13 protein-coding genes and 2 tRNA genes are annotated in these 15,840 nt (G+C 46.4%); 14 read left to right on the top strand and 1 reads right to left on the bottom strand.

All coding sequences use genetic code 11. The features are described from left to right. Position 1 precedes the first annotated feature (1 nt). From ACTL4S_RS09500 to ACTL4S_RS09490, 3 genes are all read left to right on the top strand, one after another. Positions 2-77, top strand: a tRNA-Ala gene (locus tag ACTL4S_RS09500). Positions 78-115: 38 nt separating this feature from the next. Continuing rightward, positions 116-191 (top strand) — tRNA-Glu (locus ACTL4S_RS09495). 157 nt (positions 192-348) lie between these two features. After that, on the top strand, positions 349-690 hold the full coding sequence (locus ACTL4S_RS09490; RefSeq protein WP_004281123.1) for a membrane protein: 342 nt from the start codon (positions 349-351) through the stop codon (positions 688-690). Positions 691-766: 76 nt separating this feature from the next. Here the strand turns inward: ACTL4S_RS09490 and ettA are convergent, their stop codons facing one another. Beyond that, on the bottom strand, positions 767-2,428 hold the full coding sequence (gene ettA, locus ACTL4S_RS09485) for an energy-dependent translational throttle protein EttA (RefSeq protein ID WP_005263915.1): 1,662 nt from the start codon (positions 2,426-2,428) through the stop codon (positions 767-769). 308 nt (positions 2,429-2,736) lie between these two features. On the opposite strand from ettA, the gene ACTL4S_RS09480 reads away from it, so the two are divergent. From ACTL4S_RS09480 to ACTL4S_RS09430, 11 genes are all read left to right on the top strand, one after another. Further along, the gene (locus ACTL4S_RS09480) at positions 2,737-4,014 is read left to right on the top strand and encodes an O-acetylhomoserine aminocarboxypropyltransferase/cysteine synthase family protein (protein ID WP_441299246.1); all 1,278 of its coding nucleotides are present in this window, start codon (positions 2,737-2,739) and stop codon (positions 4,012-4,014) included. A 296-nt stretch (positions 4,015-4,310) separates the two neighbouring features. Beyond that, positions 4,311-5,198, top strand: a complete 888-nt coding sequence (locus ACTL4S_RS09475) for an SDR family NAD(P)-dependent oxidoreductase (protein WP_005248385.1) — start codon at positions 4,311-4,313, stop codon at positions 5,196-5,198. 225 nt (positions 5,199-5,423) lie between these two features. Continuing rightward, the gene (gene hisIE, locus ACTL4S_RS09470) at positions 5,424-6,206 is read left to right on the top strand and encodes a bifunctional phosphoribosyl-AMP cyclohydrolase/phosphoribosyl-ATP diphosphatase HisIE (RefSeq protein ID WP_441299245.1); all 783 of its coding nucleotides are present in this window, start codon (positions 5,424-5,426) and stop codon (positions 6,204-6,206) included. A gap of 15 nt (positions 6,207-6,221) precedes the next feature. Then, a complete protein-coding gene (locus ACTL4S_RS09465) occupies positions 6,222-7,724 on the top strand; it encodes a UvrD-helicase domain-containing protein (RefSeq protein WP_441299244.1) in 1,503 nt (500 codons plus the stop codon). A gap of 41 nt (positions 7,725-7,765) precedes the next feature. Beyond that, positions 7,766-9,148, top strand: coding sequence for an ATP-binding protein (locus ACTL4S_RS09460; protein ID WP_441299243.1), 1,383 nt, complete (start codon positions 7,766-7,768; stop codon positions 9,146-9,148). Between the two features lie 436 nt (positions 9,149-9,584). Continuing rightward, the gene (locus ACTL4S_RS09455; RefSeq protein WP_441299288.1) at positions 9,585-12,422 is read left to right on the top strand and encodes a monovalent cation/H+ antiporter subunit A; all 2,838 of its coding nucleotides are present in this window, start codon (positions 9,585-9,587) and stop codon (positions 12,420-12,422) included. Positions 12,423-12,426: 4 nt separating this feature from the next. Beyond that, on the top strand, positions 12,427-12,792 hold the full coding sequence (locus tag ACTL4S_RS09450) for a Na+/H+ antiporter subunit C (protein WP_219307513.1): 366 nt from the start codon (positions 12,427-12,429) through the stop codon (positions 12,790-12,792). Continuing rightward, positions 12,792-14,600 carry a monovalent cation/H+ antiporter subunit D gene (locus ACTL4S_RS09445; protein WP_441299242.1) on the top strand — a complete coding sequence of 603 codons (1,809 nt, stop codon included), beginning with the start codon at positions 12,792-12,794 and terminating at the stop codon, positions 14,598-14,600. Before ACTL4S_RS09450 ends, ACTL4S_RS09445 begins: the two co-directional genes overlap by 1 nt. After that, a complete protein-coding gene (locus ACTL4S_RS09440) occupies positions 14,600-15,118 on the top strand; it encodes a Na+/H+ antiporter subunit E (RefSeq protein ID WP_441299241.1) in 519 nt (172 codons plus the stop codon). The genes ACTL4S_RS09445 and ACTL4S_RS09440 overlap by 1 nt, the downstream gene beginning before the upstream one ends. Next, a complete protein-coding gene (locus tag ACTL4S_RS09435; RefSeq protein WP_005108490.1) occupies positions 15,115-15,390 on the top strand; it encodes a monovalent cation/H+ antiporter subunit F in 276 nt (91 codons plus the stop codon). Before ACTL4S_RS09440 ends, ACTL4S_RS09435 begins: the two co-directional genes overlap by 4 nt. A 10-nt stretch (positions 15,391-15,400) precedes the next feature. Next, positions 15,401-15,802, top strand: coding sequence for a Na+/H+ antiporter subunit G (locus ACTL4S_RS09430; RefSeq protein ID WP_253147987.1), 402 nt, complete (start codon positions 15,401-15,403; stop codon positions 15,800-15,802). The last annotated feature ends 38 nt before the right edge of the window (positions 15,803-15,840 follow it).

Genomic DNA, 15,840 nt, shown 5'->3' with positions numbered 1-15,840 from the left:
TGGGGTCATAGCTCAGTTGGTAGAGCGCTACAATGGCATTGTAGAGGTCAGGAGTTCGATCCTCCTTGACTCCACCAAATCAAGTCTTGCTTTAGCTGTGTTATTTGCCTCAATTGTCCCTATCGTCTAGAGGCCTAGGACATCGCCCTTTCACGGCGGTAACCGGGGTTCGAATCCCCGTAGGGACGCCATATTCAAGATGACCATAATATATTATGGTCATCTTATAAAAAACCCAAGCATTGCGACTTGGGTTTTTTATTGCCTGTATATTTTATGTTGGGCAATATTTCGGTTTCTTCGCATCTTCCGATAAAATAATCAGTAATTTAGAATTTTGGAGTTGTAATGCAATATCGTTGCCCTAAGTGTCAAAGCCCGAAAATCATGCCAGTGGCCCAGCCAGGTCAAGCAGCTCCACGTCCAGTGGTTCCTAAAAGCTTAATGTTTCTGGTTCCTGCCCTGTTCCTGTTGCTATTGCTGGTGATTATTAGCATCGCGATGTGGATTTTTGGCGATGGTGCAGGTACCACTTTACAGACTGCGACTGTGATCGTCTTTATTCTTTCTTTGATCGCAGGCTTTATGTTCTATAAGGACTTACCTGATTTTAAAATTTCAATGCAGGCATTCATGCAAACACAAAAGAAATGGAAATGCCGTGAATGTAATCATGAGTGGGAAATCTAATTTACCCTCCACCATATAATAAACATAAAAAAACCAGCCCTGAGGCTGGTTTTTTATTTACAAAAGTCGGAGATGATTAAACACCGATTTTGCGATATTTTTGACGCTTCGCTACAAGATCATCACCATCACGCTTACGGCGATATTCTTCAAACTCAGCATAGTTACCGGTGAAGAATTCAGGTGTTTCACCTTCGAATGACAAGATGTGCGTTGCAATACGGTCCAGGAACCAACGGTCATGCGAGATCACCATCACAGTACCTGGGAATACCAGAATGGCATCTTCAAGTGCACGCAAGGTTTCGATATCCAAGTCGTTTGATGGTTCATCGAGTAGGATAACGTTTGCGCCCATTTGCAGGATTTTCGCAAGTTGTAAACGGTTACGCTCACCACCTGACAATTGACCTACGCGTTTTTGCTGATCTTGGCCTTTAAAGTTAAAGCGACCGATATACGCACGAGATGCGATTTCGTAATCACCAATCTTCAAGATGTCTAGACCGCCAGACACTTCTTCCCAAACGGTTTTGTTGTTATCTAAGGTGTCACGGATCTGACCGACATAAGCCACTTTAACCGATTCACCCAGCGTTACCGTACCGGTATCTGGTTGCTGTTCACCAGTCATCATACGGAATAGCGTGGTTTTACCTGCACCGTTCTCACCCACGATACCCACAATTGCAGCAGGTGGTACTGTGAACGTTAAATCTTTGTACAGTAAGCGATCACCAAACGATTTGCTGATGCCTTCAACTTCTACAACCTTGTTGCCCAGACGTGGGCCAGGTGGAATGTAGATTTCAGAGGTTTCGTTACGTTGCTGGAATTCGCGTGAGTTAAGCTCTTCAAAACGCTCCATACGCGCCTTGTTTTTCTTTTGCTGACCTTTGGCATTTGAACGAACCCATTCAAGTTCTTTTTTCAATGCTTTAGCAAAAGATTCTTCCTGCTTGTTCTCTTGCTCTAAACGGGCATTTTTTTGCTCAAGCCAAGAAGAGTAGTTACCTTGATACGGAATACCCATACCACGGTCAAGCTCAAGGATCCATTCTGCAACATTATCCAGGAAGTAACGGTCATGCGTAATAGCGACGATGGTACCCGGGAAGTCTTTCAAGAAACGTTCCAACCAAGATACAGATGAAGCATCTAAATGGTTCGTTGGTTCGTCTAGAAGTAACATATCTGGTTTAGACAGAAGTAATCGGCACAGCGCCACACGACGACGTTCACCACCTGAAAGCTTAGATACATCTGCATCCCAAGCAGGCAAGTTCAATGCTGCAGCTGCTTGATCCATCTGGTTCGCAAGGTTATGCGCATCCCAAGTCTGGATAATCGCTTCAAGCTTCTCTTGCTCTTTCGCAAGTGCATCGAAATCCGCATCTTCTGCTGCATATTCAGCAAAGACTTCATCCAGACGTGCCAAGGCATCAAGCGGTTCACGTAAACCATCTTCGACGTTACCACGAACGTCTTTAGTTTCATCTAAAGGTGGTTCTTGCTCAAGATAACCGATTTTTATACCCGGTTGCGCACGTGCCTCACCAGAGAAATCTTTATCTACGCCCGCCATAATACGAAGCAAGGTAGATTTACCTGCACCGTTTAAACCAAGCACACCAATTTTAGCGCCTGGGAAAAATGATAAGGAGATGTCTTTCAGGATTTCGCGCTTAGGCGGAACCATCTTCGACACTCGGTTCATCGTGTAAATATATTGGGCCACGTAGGACTCCTCAACTGAAAAACCAAATGGGGTTAAAACAACCACCCCAGCTCAAAAATGAGCGAAAAAATAATCGGCTATTATACGCAGAAAGCTGCGAAAACATAAGCCATTGCCATGAACTTCAATGCATTGTTACAAGTTTATTGATGATGTTTTTTTAAACAGTTGTTTTCAGTAAAATAAACGACTCAAATCCAGGTCGATATATGAATATTTCATATATTTATTTCAATAAAATTGCACTTTTACTCATATGTGAAAATGCTACACTCAAGCCATAAACTTAAACAAGAAGATCAAACAGAATGAGTTATAAAGCAGAAACCCTTGCGATTCATGCAGGTTATACCCCAGAAGCAACCACCAAAGCTGTGGCAGTGCCGATTTACCAAACCACGTCTTATGCCTTTGACAATACTCAACATGGGGCCGATCTCTTTGATTTAAAGGTTCAGGGCAATATCTATACCCGAATTATGAACCCGACCACTGCGGTTCTGGAACAACGTGTCGCAGCACTGGAAGGTGGAATTGGCGCGCTGGCTTTGGCCTCTGGCATGGCTGCAATTACTTATGCGATTCAGACCATTGCGGAAGCGGGTGACAACATTGCTTCTGTGTCAACGCTATATGGCGGTACCTATAACCTCTTTGCCCATACCCTACCAAAACAGGGCATTGAAGTCCGTTTCTTTGATTATGAAAAGCCGGAAAGTCTGCGTGACTTGATTGATGAAAAAACCAAACTGGTCTTTGTCGAATCGATTGGTAATCCACTGGGTAATATTATTGATCTGGAAGCCATTGCTAAAATTGCACATGAATATGGCGTACCGGTGATTGTCGACAATACCGTTGCCACCCCAGTACTACAAAAATCTTTCGACTTTGGTGCGGATATTGTGGTGCATTCCCTGACCAAATATATCGGTGGTCATGGCAATTCAATTGGCGGCATTATTGTGGATAGCGGCAAATTCCCGTGGGGCAAATATCCTGAACGTTTCCCTGCCCTGAATACGCCTGATCCAAGCTACCACGGCGTGAACTATGTCGAAGTTTTGGGAGAAGCGGCTTATATCGCCCGTGCCCGTGTGGTGCCACTGCGCAATACCGGTGCTGCGATCAGTCCACAGAATGTATTCCTGATTCTGCAAGGTCTGGAAACCTTAAGCCTACGGATGGAACGTCATACCGAAAATGCCTTGAAAGTGGCGGAATATTTACAGCAACATCCTAAAGTGAAATGGGTCAATTACGCCGGCCTGAAAGATCATCCACAGCATGCTTTGGCACAAAAATATGTGAAAGGTAAACCGTCTGCTATTTTGACCTTTGGGGTAGAACATGGTCTCGAAGGCGGCACACGTTTTATTGATGCCCTGCAATTGTTTACCCGTCTGGTCAATATCGGCGATGCCAAAAGTCTGGCTTGTCATCCGGCGACCACTACACATCGTCAGCTGAATGCCGAGGAGTTAAAATCGGCAGGTGTCAGTGAAGATATGGTGCGTTTATCCATTGGAATTGAACATATTGATGACCTGATTGCCGATCTGGAGCAGGCGCTGGCGACCGTTTAAAAACGGTGCCCGAGCCGATTCGAAACCTCATCATTTTGATGAGGTTTTTTTATTTATTTTCTAAAACAGCCACTTGCTTTGCTTTTTATTTTCATGTTAAAAGTTAAATGAAAGAGTGAACACAAATAGAGCAATTACTCTAATTTTTATTTTAATTTCAATACTTTAATTTATAGATTTTCCTGAAGAATTGGTTATCATATCTGGACTCACCTTCGCTCTCATCTTCTGTTAGAGCGCCATAGACCTTTAATAAAAATAATTTGAACGCTGACTTCAAATTAGGGATAACAAACGTGAAAACTAGACTACACAAACAACTGGAAAAACGTGTTGCAGGTAAAACCGTCCTGATTACCGGTGCATCCAGCGGTATTGGTTTAACGACAGCACATCAACTGGCTGATGCAGGTGCCCATGTTTTACTGGTAGCCCGTACTCAGGAAACCCTAGAACAAGTAAAATCAGAAATTGAAGCTAAAGGCGGCAAAGCCTCAATCTTTCCATGTGATTTAAACAATATGGAAGCGATTGATGAAGTTTCCAAACAGATTATTGCCTCAGTCGATCATATTGATATTCTGATCAATAATGCAGGACGTTCGATTCGCCGTGCCGTGCATGAGTCGGTAGATCGTTTTCATGATTTTGAACGGACCATGCAGCTGAACTATTTCGGCGCGGTGCGTCTGGTGATGAATATCCTGCCGCAAATGATGATTCGTCGCGCGGGTCACATTATTAACATCAGCTCAATTGGCGTACTGGCCAATGCTACCCGCTTTTCGGCCTATGTTGCTTCAAAAGCTGCGCTGGATGCCTTTAGCCGCTGCCTGTCTGCAGAAGTACATTCACATAAAATCGCAATCACATCGATCTATATGCCTTTGGTGCGTACTCCGATGATTGCGCCAACTAAAATTTATAAATATGTCCCAACGCTCTCTCCGGAACAGGCGGCTGACCTGGTTGCCTATGCGATTGTGAAACGTCCGAAGAAAGTGGCGACCGGTTTGGGCCGTCTGGCTTCCATTACCTATTCAATTGCACCGGATATCAACAATGTCTTGATGTCGATTGGTTATAACCTGTTCCCAAGTTCAACTGCATCTGTGGGTCAACCACAAAAATTAAACTTGGTGCAAAAAGCATATGCACGTTTGTTCCCGGGCGAACACTGGTAATTTTTCAGACGGATGATTGCTGGAAATACGAGCCGCCGACTGGGCGGCTTTTTTATGTCTCAGTTTTGCAAGATCTGGAATAAAGTGAACTGATTTAAAAAACCACGACACAGCCTGTCCTGATCAACACAGATTTTTGCCGCAAATGCTGCGAGATCACGTACACTATCAGCGGATATTTCCTATCCGTATTTTTATATTTTGATTGAAATGATGGAAACCCTTATGAACAACGCGCAATGGCTCGATGAAGTAAAATTTAACGAACAAGGATTAGTCCCTGCCATTGCCCAGCATCATCAAACTGGACGTGTGTTGATGGTAGCCTGGATGAACCGTGAAGCCTTGGCTTTAACTGCCGAAAAAAATCAGGCAGTGTATTTCTCTCGTTCACGCAGCAAGTTATGGCATAAGGGCGAAGAATCAGGACATTTTCAGACCGTACATGAAATCCGTCTGGACTGTGATGCCGACGTGATTGTGCTGCAAATTGAACAGCATGGCGGCATCGCCTGCCATACCGGCCGTGAATCATGCTTCTATCGCAAGCTCACGCCAAATGGCTGGGAAATTGTCGATGCACAGTTGAAAGATCCGTCTGCGATTTATGGCGAAAAATCCGCGAATCCGCATACACTGGTGATGGAAGCATCAACCGCCCAATCTGAACAGGTCGAAGTCTTGTCTTATCTGGGCCAAATGATGGCAGAACGCAAACAGGCCGATCCGGATTCTTCTTATGTAGCCAAGCTCTACCATAAAGGCTTGAACAAGATTCTGGAAAAAGTGGGTGAAGAAAGCTTTGAAACTGTGCTGGCAGCCAAAGACTTTGATCAGGATGCTTCGGTAGACCATAAAAATGATCTGATCTATGAAGTGGCAGATCTTTGGTTCCATACCATCGTCATGCTCGGTTATTTCGACCTGGATGTGCAATTGGTATTAAATGAACTGGCACGTCGCCAAGGCTTGTCTGGTCTGGTTGAAAAAGCCAACCGTCAGCATTAAGCCTTGAATTCATCTGTGTCTGATTTAAAAAAACCGACCGCGACCTATGAGCAGGCCACTGCCATTGATAACGCACGTCTGGGCAAATCCTTTAAGGTGATTGCCTATGCAGGTACAGGTAAAACCACTACCCTGCAAATGATCAGTGATGCCATGCCGCAAAAACGCGGCATGTATCTGGCCTTTAACAAAGCCATTGCCAGTGAAGCGCAGGCCAGGTTCCACCGGGGTGTGGATTGCCGGACTTTTCACTCGCTGGCGTTTCGCAGTGTTCCACGTGGAGTCACCGACAAACTGCGCTTGCCGCGCTTGAGTCCAAGTTTTATTGCAAAAGAATACCGGCTTGAACCGATGACCATGCGCCGTATGATGGGGGGGCGTTATGAAAAATATGTCTTAATGCCTTCGCGTCTGGCGAGTTTAGTCGCCAATGCTGTTGGTTATTTCTGCTCGACCAGTTCACAATACCCTGCCCCACGGCATATTCAGGCACCGAGCTGGTTGCATCCGGATGATATCGAGACTTTACAGAAGAAACTTTATCCGGCAGTCGAACGACGCTGGTTAGAGTCGATTGATCCAAATCATCAGGCCGGCATCGGTCATGACATTTACCTGAAACTCTGGGCGCTTTCCGAGCCGAACATCCCGGCCGATTATGTACTATTCGATGAAGCTCAGGATGCCGATCCCTTAATGCTGGGAATTCTACTGAAACAGCGCAGCACCCAGGTGATTTATGTCGGTGATGCCCATCAGCAGATTTATGCCTGGCGTGGTGCAGTCAATGCCATGCAGCAACTGCCTTTACCTGAATCACGTCTGACCACCTCATTTCGTTTTGGTCCTGAAATTGCCCTGAATGCCAATGCCATTTTAGGTGCCTTAAATGAGACCGTGCCTTTGCTTGGCAATCCGTTGTTAGATTCTAAAGTCGTGAATAAACCGCATACCAAAATGCGGGATGCAATTTTATGCCGGACCAATGCCCGTGCTATGGAACTGTTATTAGCAGGTTTAGTTCGTGGCGATAAAGTCAGCCTGCAAGCCGATCACGTCAAACTGAATCGTTTTGTCGATGCGGCCGCCATGCTGAAACAGGGCAAACGTGTGGTTGATGTACCGGAACTGGCCTGGTTTAACTCCTGGCATGATGTCCATGAATACTGTGAAACCAATGAAGGCAGTGACATCAAGCCACTGGTCAAACTGGTGGACGAACATGGCACCGATCCGCTGAAAAAAGCTCTGGCTAAAATCACACCAATTGCCCAGGCCGATTATATTATTTCCACGGCGCACAAGGCCAAAGGCTTAGAGTGGGATCGGGTTCATATTGAAGATGACTATCAATTTAAGCTGAATGAAAAAGACCATAAAATTAGTGATGAAGAATTAAGATTACTTTACGTGGCCTGTACACGTGCTAAAGTGAATTTAAATATTCATCACATTTATGACCTGATTCAGCAACTGAAAATCAAGATGCCGCAGTCGCTTCGGCAGGCAGTCGGTTAAAGTGCATGGCATGGATGTAAACATCATGGGACAGGTGATCTATGCACATCCAAGCGCTTCAACTGAAACACACCCTGCATTTTTCTGACATTCAGCTCCAGTTTAATTATCCGCAATGCCCGGTCACCTTGATTCTGGGCAATCAGGGAACTGGCAAAACTACGCTTTTACGTTTTAGCTATCAGGCACTGACCTGGTTTGCAGCCCGTTATCGCGACAGCCGTGCTGCCGGTCTGGTGATGCAAGATCAGGACATCATGCAAACCCGGCTGCAATCCAAAATTGACATCCGGATTGGTTTTCCTGAAGAGATGGGCAGCTTGCCAGAATCCAGTCAGTCCGAGCCTGCGAACCTACAAAGCTGTTCCTGGCAAATCTACAAGACCCTAAACAGTCAGGGTCTGGGCTTTAGCAAAGCAGAAACCTCACAGCTTGAAAGCGTGCTCAGCCTGTATCACAAAGCCCGCTTGCACGATCCCCTGCTCGGTTTGCCGCTAATTGCCTATTATCCGGCTGAACGCTTTACCAATGAAGTCAATCTGCTCAGCAAAAATAACCCGGCCATTCTCCAGTCCGCACATGCTTATGAAATAGCTGCGATTCCTTTCACCACCTTTGCCCGTTTTTTTGAATGGTTTCGTGAAATCAGTGATATTGAAAATGCGCAAAGTGCCAAGATTATGGATCAGATTTTGTCGCGTGCCTTGCAGCAGTCTGAAAACATTCGCGGAGATGAACTGGCCCGGCAGATCGAGAAAGCCCAGGCACATCTGCATGCACCGAATCTCACCGCTTTAAAACAGGCTCTGTCACTGATCCTGCCAGAAGCCAGTCAAATTTATTTAAAATATCAGCCCAAGCTGCAATTGATGGTGACCTATCAGCAACAAACTTTCACGTTCCAGCAACTGCCCAACAGTATCCGCAACTGGATTGCGCTGGTGGGCGATATTGTGCGACGTCTTTGCCTATTGAATCCCAAAAGTTTATTTCCGTGTCAGGAAGGTACAGGCGTTTTACTGATTGATGCGATTGATCATCAACTGGATCAGGAGATGGCAGCAATGATCCTGTCACGCCTACATCAGGCTTTTCCCAACTTGCAGATTATTGCGACCGGCAACCGGCCTGAATTACTGGAACAGGCGCACGACTTTCAATGTCTGAAACTGGAAAATAAACAGCTGCACCCCATTCATCTTGAAAGTATGAAAACCCAGTTTGATCAGATCTACGCAGAGCTGGAACTGCAGCGAAATAAAGATATCTCGCCCGAAGATACTTTATTGGAAACGGTCACCGAACCCATCACACCGCTTGCTGTATTGCAAATGATTCAACAACAGTTAAATCCGGAACAGCAACAAGAATTGCTCGCTTTACTTGCTCAGGAGCATCATCCGACGCTACCTCAGTCGCTCTAAACAGATTCAAAAAAATAAGAGCGACTGTTTGAGTAAACAAGGAAGTCTTTTCAGCATTCTCTTTTTGCCCTGATTAAACTATTTTGAGTCAAATTTACAATCAATGCCTGCAATTTAATCTTAATTTTCGGTAACTTCTGGATGATCTGTTTAAGCATGCAGCGCCTGTTAAATCCGAGCCGGCGTATAATTTATAAGTTCTACATAAAAACGTTGATGTTGTTGTTATCCTGTAATATGATCGGTTTTATTTGCGAATTTCATTGTAAAATCGGAATTTGCTATCGTTTATAAGTTGCGCAATACAACTGTTTTATATTCTTTTTGAATATTCTTTTGGCTTTCAAGATTGAGAAGTTTGGGTCACTCCTTGGGGTCCTGTAATCCTTGAAAGATAAAGATTCACCTTAGGTTGGTCAAAACCTAAATCATGACAATGGATACGAGTGTGCTGCCGATTATTATATTGTTACCGTTAGTATTAGGCACAACCCTTGTCTCGTGGCTGAAACAATTTTCGCGCGGGGTAACGGCTTTAGGGGCAATTGGTGTCAGCCTCAGCAGTTTCTTATTATTATTGAGTCAGGCGCCCGCCATATTTGATGGTGCAGTGATTACCCAGACCTGGTCCTGGCTGCCCCAGCTCGGCATCGATTTCAGTTTTCGCCTGGATTCTCTGGGACTGCTGTTTGCCTTGCTGATCAGCGGAATTGGTACACTGATTTATATTTATGCCTATTATTATCTCAATCCAAAAAATTCACTGAGCAAACTGTATCTCCTGCTGATGCTATTTATGGCGGCGATGCTCGGAATTTCATTGTCGAATAACCTGATTATCTTATTGATTTTCTGGGAACTGACTAGTATTTCATCCTTCCTGCTGGTGGGTTACTGGAGCAATTACGAAGCGGCGCAACGTGGCTCACGTATGGCCCTGACCATTACCGGAATGGGTGGTCTGGCGATGCTGGGCGGTTTTGTCCTGCTTGGTCAAATCACCGGCACTTATCAGCTTGACCAAATCCTGATGATGACTGAACAGATTCAGTCCCATCATTTATTTGTTCCAACCCTGTTGCTGATTTTACTCGGTGCCTTTACCAAGAGTGCGCAGTTCCCGTTTCACTTCTGGTTACCGAATGCCATGGCTGCACCGACACCGGTCTCTGCCTATTTGCACTCGGCCACCATGGTCAAAGCCGGTTTATTCCTGGTAGCACGTTTGCTCCCGATCTTTGCCGGTGCTGCACTGTTTCATAATATTGTGACCTTTGTTGGTCTGTTTACCCTGTGCATGGCCGCCTTCTTTGCCATTTTTAAGGAAGACCTGAAAGGCTTGCTCGCCTATTCCACCATCAGCCATTTAGGTCTGATCATGTGTCTGCTCGGGATTGGTTCACCATTGGCTGTTGCAGCAGCGATTTTCCATATTATTAACCATGCCACCTTTAAAGCGGCACTGTTTATGATTGCCGGCATCATCGATCATGAATCCGGTACCCGTGACTTACGTAAACTGTCTGGCTTGTGGCAATTACTGCCCTTTACCGCAACACTGACCATGATCACGGCAGCATCCATGGCAGGTGTACCGTTGACCAATGGTTTCCTGTCTAAGGAAATGTTCTTTACCGAACTGGTCGCCAGTTTAAGTGGTCCACTTATGGTCGGCTCTGCTATTGTCGCGACACTGGCCGGGATTTTTGCGGTGGCTTATTCCATTCGACTGGTGCATGGAGTCTTTTTCGATGGTCCGCTAGGCAAGCAGGTCCCGAATAAAGATGCACATGAACCTGCCTTTGGTATGCGCGCACCGGCCACTTTGTTAGCAATTTTATGTATTTTAGTCGGTCTATTACCGGCTCTTCTGGTGGAAAAAATTGTCAACAGCACTACTCAAGCCACCACCCAGAATTTTGCCTTTGAAGGCACTCATCTGGCGCTTTGGCATGGTTTCAACCTGCCCCTTCTGATGAGTGTGATTGCTCTGCTCGGCGGAATAATCTTTTACTTTTCTCTCGCCAAAGGTGGCGCCTTACGTGAAATCGACCTGGATCCAAAACTGGGCCGCTTACAGGGCCGGATACTGTTCGATCTATTTTTGAAAAATTTGCTGCTGAATTCACGTCGTTTCCGCCGTGCCACTGAAAATGGCAAATTACAAAGCTATTTATTATGGATTGTGATTTTTACCGTCGGCCTGGTGGGATTCCCATTACTCAGCAATGCGGTGGGTACGGGTACGCGCGAGCTGACCCATGCTCCTGCCCTGGCGATTATCTTGTGGTTACTGCTATTCTCGGCTTGCTGGATGCTGCTGTGGTTCCATCATGAACGGATTAAAGCGGTACTGATTAGCGGTGCAGTCGGTCTGGTCGTCACCATGGTCTTTATCGGCTTTTCGGCGCCCGATCTGGCATTGACCCAGATTACGGTCGATGTGGTCACCACGGTTCTGCTCCTGATGAGTTTATCTTTACTGCCACAACTAACTCCGTATGAATCGAGTCCGACCCGTCGCTGGCGTGATGCCATTATTGCCTTGGGCGGCGGTCTCGGGATTGCAGCAATTGCCTGGCTGATCATGACCCGTGATCACAATTCCATTTCATGGTTCTTCCTGCAACAGTCCATTCCTCTGGGCGGCGGAACCAATGTGGTGAATGTGATTCTGGTCGACTTCCGTGGTTTCGATACCTTCGGTGAAATTACCGTACTCGGCATTGCCGCGATTGGTGTTCTGAGCCTGATGGATGGCATGCGTGCGCATGGTACCACCATGACCCAGGGCCTGACCTATCGTTTTAACCCATCCCCGCTGATGTTGCGTATTACCGCATCCTGGATTTTGCCGGTCGCGCTGGTAGTCAGCCTGTATATCTTTATGCGTGGCCATAACCTGCCGGGCGGTGGTTTTATTGCCGGACTAGTGACTTCACTGGCACTTATTATTCAATATATCGCAGTGGGACAGGACAAAACCGAACAGTTGCTTGGCGCCAAATCCGGTCGCCTGTATGAAATCTGGATCGGGATCGGCTTAACGATTGCAGGATTGACTGGAATCGCAGCCTGGTTCTGGTCACGTCCATTCCTGACCAGTGCACATATTTATGTCTCTCCGCCCATTATTGGAGAAATGCATTTAGCTTCGGCTGCGCTATTCGATGTCGGCGTCTATGTCACTGTCGTCGGTGCCACCATGCTGATGATTTCTGTCTTGGGCGATTCACGTCACTCAAGCATGTCTGGCCCAGTACCAAGAGGATAATAGAATGATCAGTTTAGAATTTTTATTAGCCTCCGCGATTGGCCTGCTGACAGCCACAGGCATCTATCTGATCCTGCGGGCGCGTACCTTCCCGGTGGTGTTGGGCTTGGCCATGATTGGTTATGCGGTCAACCTGTTTTTATTTGCCATGGGCCGGATTCAGATGAATTCGCCTGCAGTATTAACCGAAGCTTCGAATGTGACCGATCCTCTTCCTCAGGCACTGGTGCTGACGGCCATCGTGATTGGCTTTGCCACCACTGCCTTTATTGTCCAACTGGCACTGCGTAGCCGCTACGAATCAGGAACAGACCACGTTGACTCAAAAGAAGATATCCCCCAGATTGATCCACGTGAGGATGAGCCTTAATGACTGATCTTCTCAATTTCTGGACTCAACATACTCCTATTTTCAGCATTCTTTTGCCGGCCTTTACCGCTTTTGCCTTGATACTTTTGGGAAATCCGGGTGCAGGCTCTCTGATCACGGACTGGCGTCAACCCTGGCGTCGTGGTATCAGCCATCTCTCGGGAATCTTGGGCCTAATCATTGCCGTCAGTTATCTGATAAACAGCAGTCAGGGCCAAATCAGCGTCTATACCCTCAGCGAATGGGCAGCACCATTCGGGATCGTGCTGGTGCTGGATCAGCTCTCGGCCATGATGCTGGTATTGACCTATGCGCTCGCCTTGCCTGTGGTCTGGTATGCCAGTAAAGAATGGGACTTACGCGGCCGTTATTTCCATGCCATGGTGCATTTCCTGCTGATGGGTCTGACTGGTGCATTCCTAACCGGTGACTTGTTTAACCTGTTCGTATTCTTTGAAATTTTGCTGATGGCGTCTTATGTACTGCTGTTGCATGGACAAGGTAAGGCACGTTTTCAGCTGGGAATTCACTATGTCACCATTAACCTGCTGGCGTCTGCGCTGTTCCTGATTGGACTCGGGATGATTTATGGCAGTGTCGGCAGCCTGAATATGGCTGATGTGGCCCGTTTGCTGCCAACCCTTGCAGAAGATCAGCATAAACTGGCGGTTGCTGGTGGCTTGATGCTGTTTGTGGTGTTTGGAATCAAAGCAGCAATGCTGCCGGTGGGTTTCTGGTTACCCAAAACCTATGCAGTAGCCACGACTCCTGTTGCCGCGCTCTTTACCATCATGACCAAAGTCGGGGTTTATGCGATTTTGCGGATCAACGGCACGGTTTTTGATGATGAATATAGCCATCAGATTCTGATGAACTGTCTGCTAGTGATTGGCCTGGTCACATCCGTCTATGGGGTGATCTGTGCGATTGGCACCGAACGTCTGCGCCGTTTTGTCGGTTTTATGGTGCTGTCTTCAGTCGGAACGATTTTGGTGGCCATTGGCCTGAATAATACTGCGGCTTGGGCGGGTGCGCTATATTACCTGGTACACAGCACCCTGATTGCGGCCGCATTTTATATTCTGTCGGGTTGGATTACCTCACAGCGTGGCGAATTTAAAGATCATTTTAAAATCGCCCCACTGATGAAACAGAACAAGCTGGTTTCGATTGTCTATTTCATCATCGCCTTGATGATGGCAGGCCTGCCACCGTTTAGTGGATTCTTCGGTAAAATCTTTATTTTGCAGGCTTCTGCTAATTCAGATTATCAGATGATTATTATCCTGACCATTTTGCTGGTAAGTTTTCTCAGTATTCTGGCTTTTACCCGGGTCGGTTTTATCCTGTTCTGGCGTTCGAGCAGACCTGAAGATGATCTTGATTCTGAAGAGTTTCATAAATATGAAGCCCTGCCGAGTAAAGCGCCGGCACGCAATGACCGGGTGATTTATATATTGCTCGCGAGCTTAACCGCCTACGTGGTGTTTGCCGGACCGATTTATCAATATAATTATCAGACTGCGGAACAGATCAAAAAAAATTCGGTCTATGAAGCCGCACTGTTAAAACCGGATGCAGAAGGTCAGTTTATTAGCGTGCAGCCATTCGATCCGAGGTATTTGCCAGAAACCAAATATGGTGGTGAGGTGATAGATCCTAATGCGCATCTGATTCCTTATGTGATTTCAGAAGCGACCTTGAAAGGTGAACATATTTCAGAATTCAAGCAACGCCAGATTGACCAGCAGCATATTGAACAGACCGAATATGATGATAATCAACTTAAACCGGCGGAGGGACCTTAATGGCTGGATCATTATTTCAACGCTGGTTCCCACATCCGCTGGTTTCTGTAATTGTGGGACTGAGCTGGGTTTTACTGGCACACAGCCTGGACGCTGGAACCCTACTGATGGCCTTGCTACTCGCAGTCATCATTCCACGTATGGTCGAACCCTTTATTGACTATACCCCCAATATCCAGTGGACTCCTGCCCTGCACCTGTTCTTCGTCGTAGTTTGGGATATTGTCGTAGCTAATATTAAAGTCGCAAAACTGGTGCTTGGTCCAACCAAGAACCTGCATCCGAAATGGTTCCGTGTGCCTTTAGATACCGAACATGAAGAAGTCAACACCTTGCTGGCGATGATTATTACCACCACACCGGGCACGGTATCTGCAGGGATTGATCAGGATCGTGGTGATATTCTGGTGCATGCCTTAAGCACAGAGGATGAAGCAGCAGAAATCGAAACGATCAAACAGCGCTATGAACGCCCGCTCATTGAGATTTTTAATGCACGATCAGGAGAAAAAGCATGACGATTCTACCTTATGCATTATTGATTTGTCTGGGTGCGGTAACCATCTCCATGTTACTGTGTCTGATCCGGCTGATTACCGGCCCCTCTATTGTTGACCGACTGCTGGCACTGGACACTCTATTTCTGAATGCCACCTGTCTGGTGGTGATTTTAGGTATTTACTGGAGTAGTACATTTCTGTTTGAAGGTGCACTCTTGGTCGCGATGTTGGGCTTTGTCTCTACCGCAGCCTTGGCACGTTATTTTACCACTGGCCATGTCATCGACTAGGAGTTTTTAAATGTCTTTAATTTTAGAAATACTGGTGTCGATTTTTCTATTGATTGGTGCTTTCTTTATGCTGGTTGGCGGAATTGGTATGGTGCGCTTGCCCGATCTGTTCATGCGTCTGCATGCACCAACCAAATCCAGTACTTTGGGCCTCGGCAGTTTCTTAATTGCAGCAATTATTTTCTCTGCCATGTATGGCCGTTTCGGCTTTGCGGAAGTGCTGATTACCCTGTTTGCCTTTATTACTGCGCCGGTATCCGCCAATCTGATGGCACAGGCTGCATTGCATTTGCGGTTACGCTCTTTGAGTGGCGAAGTGCCGGAAACGCTGGAACGTCCCCTGCCTTGGCAGCGTTCACGCCGTCGTACCTTTTATGAAAAGAAAATCAATCGCAATGATGATTTAGGTTAATTGAGCAAGCAATTCAAATTTTCTTAAATCTCAAAATA

The organism is Acinetobacter lwoffii, assembly GCF_052078135.1.
Taxonomy (GTDB): Bacteria; Pseudomonadota; Gammaproteobacteria; order Pseudomonadales; family Moraxellaceae; genus Acinetobacter; species Acinetobacter lwoffii_Z.
Note: the sequence above shows the minus strand (reverse complement) of the source record. Positions and strands in the feature narration are given on the sequence as shown.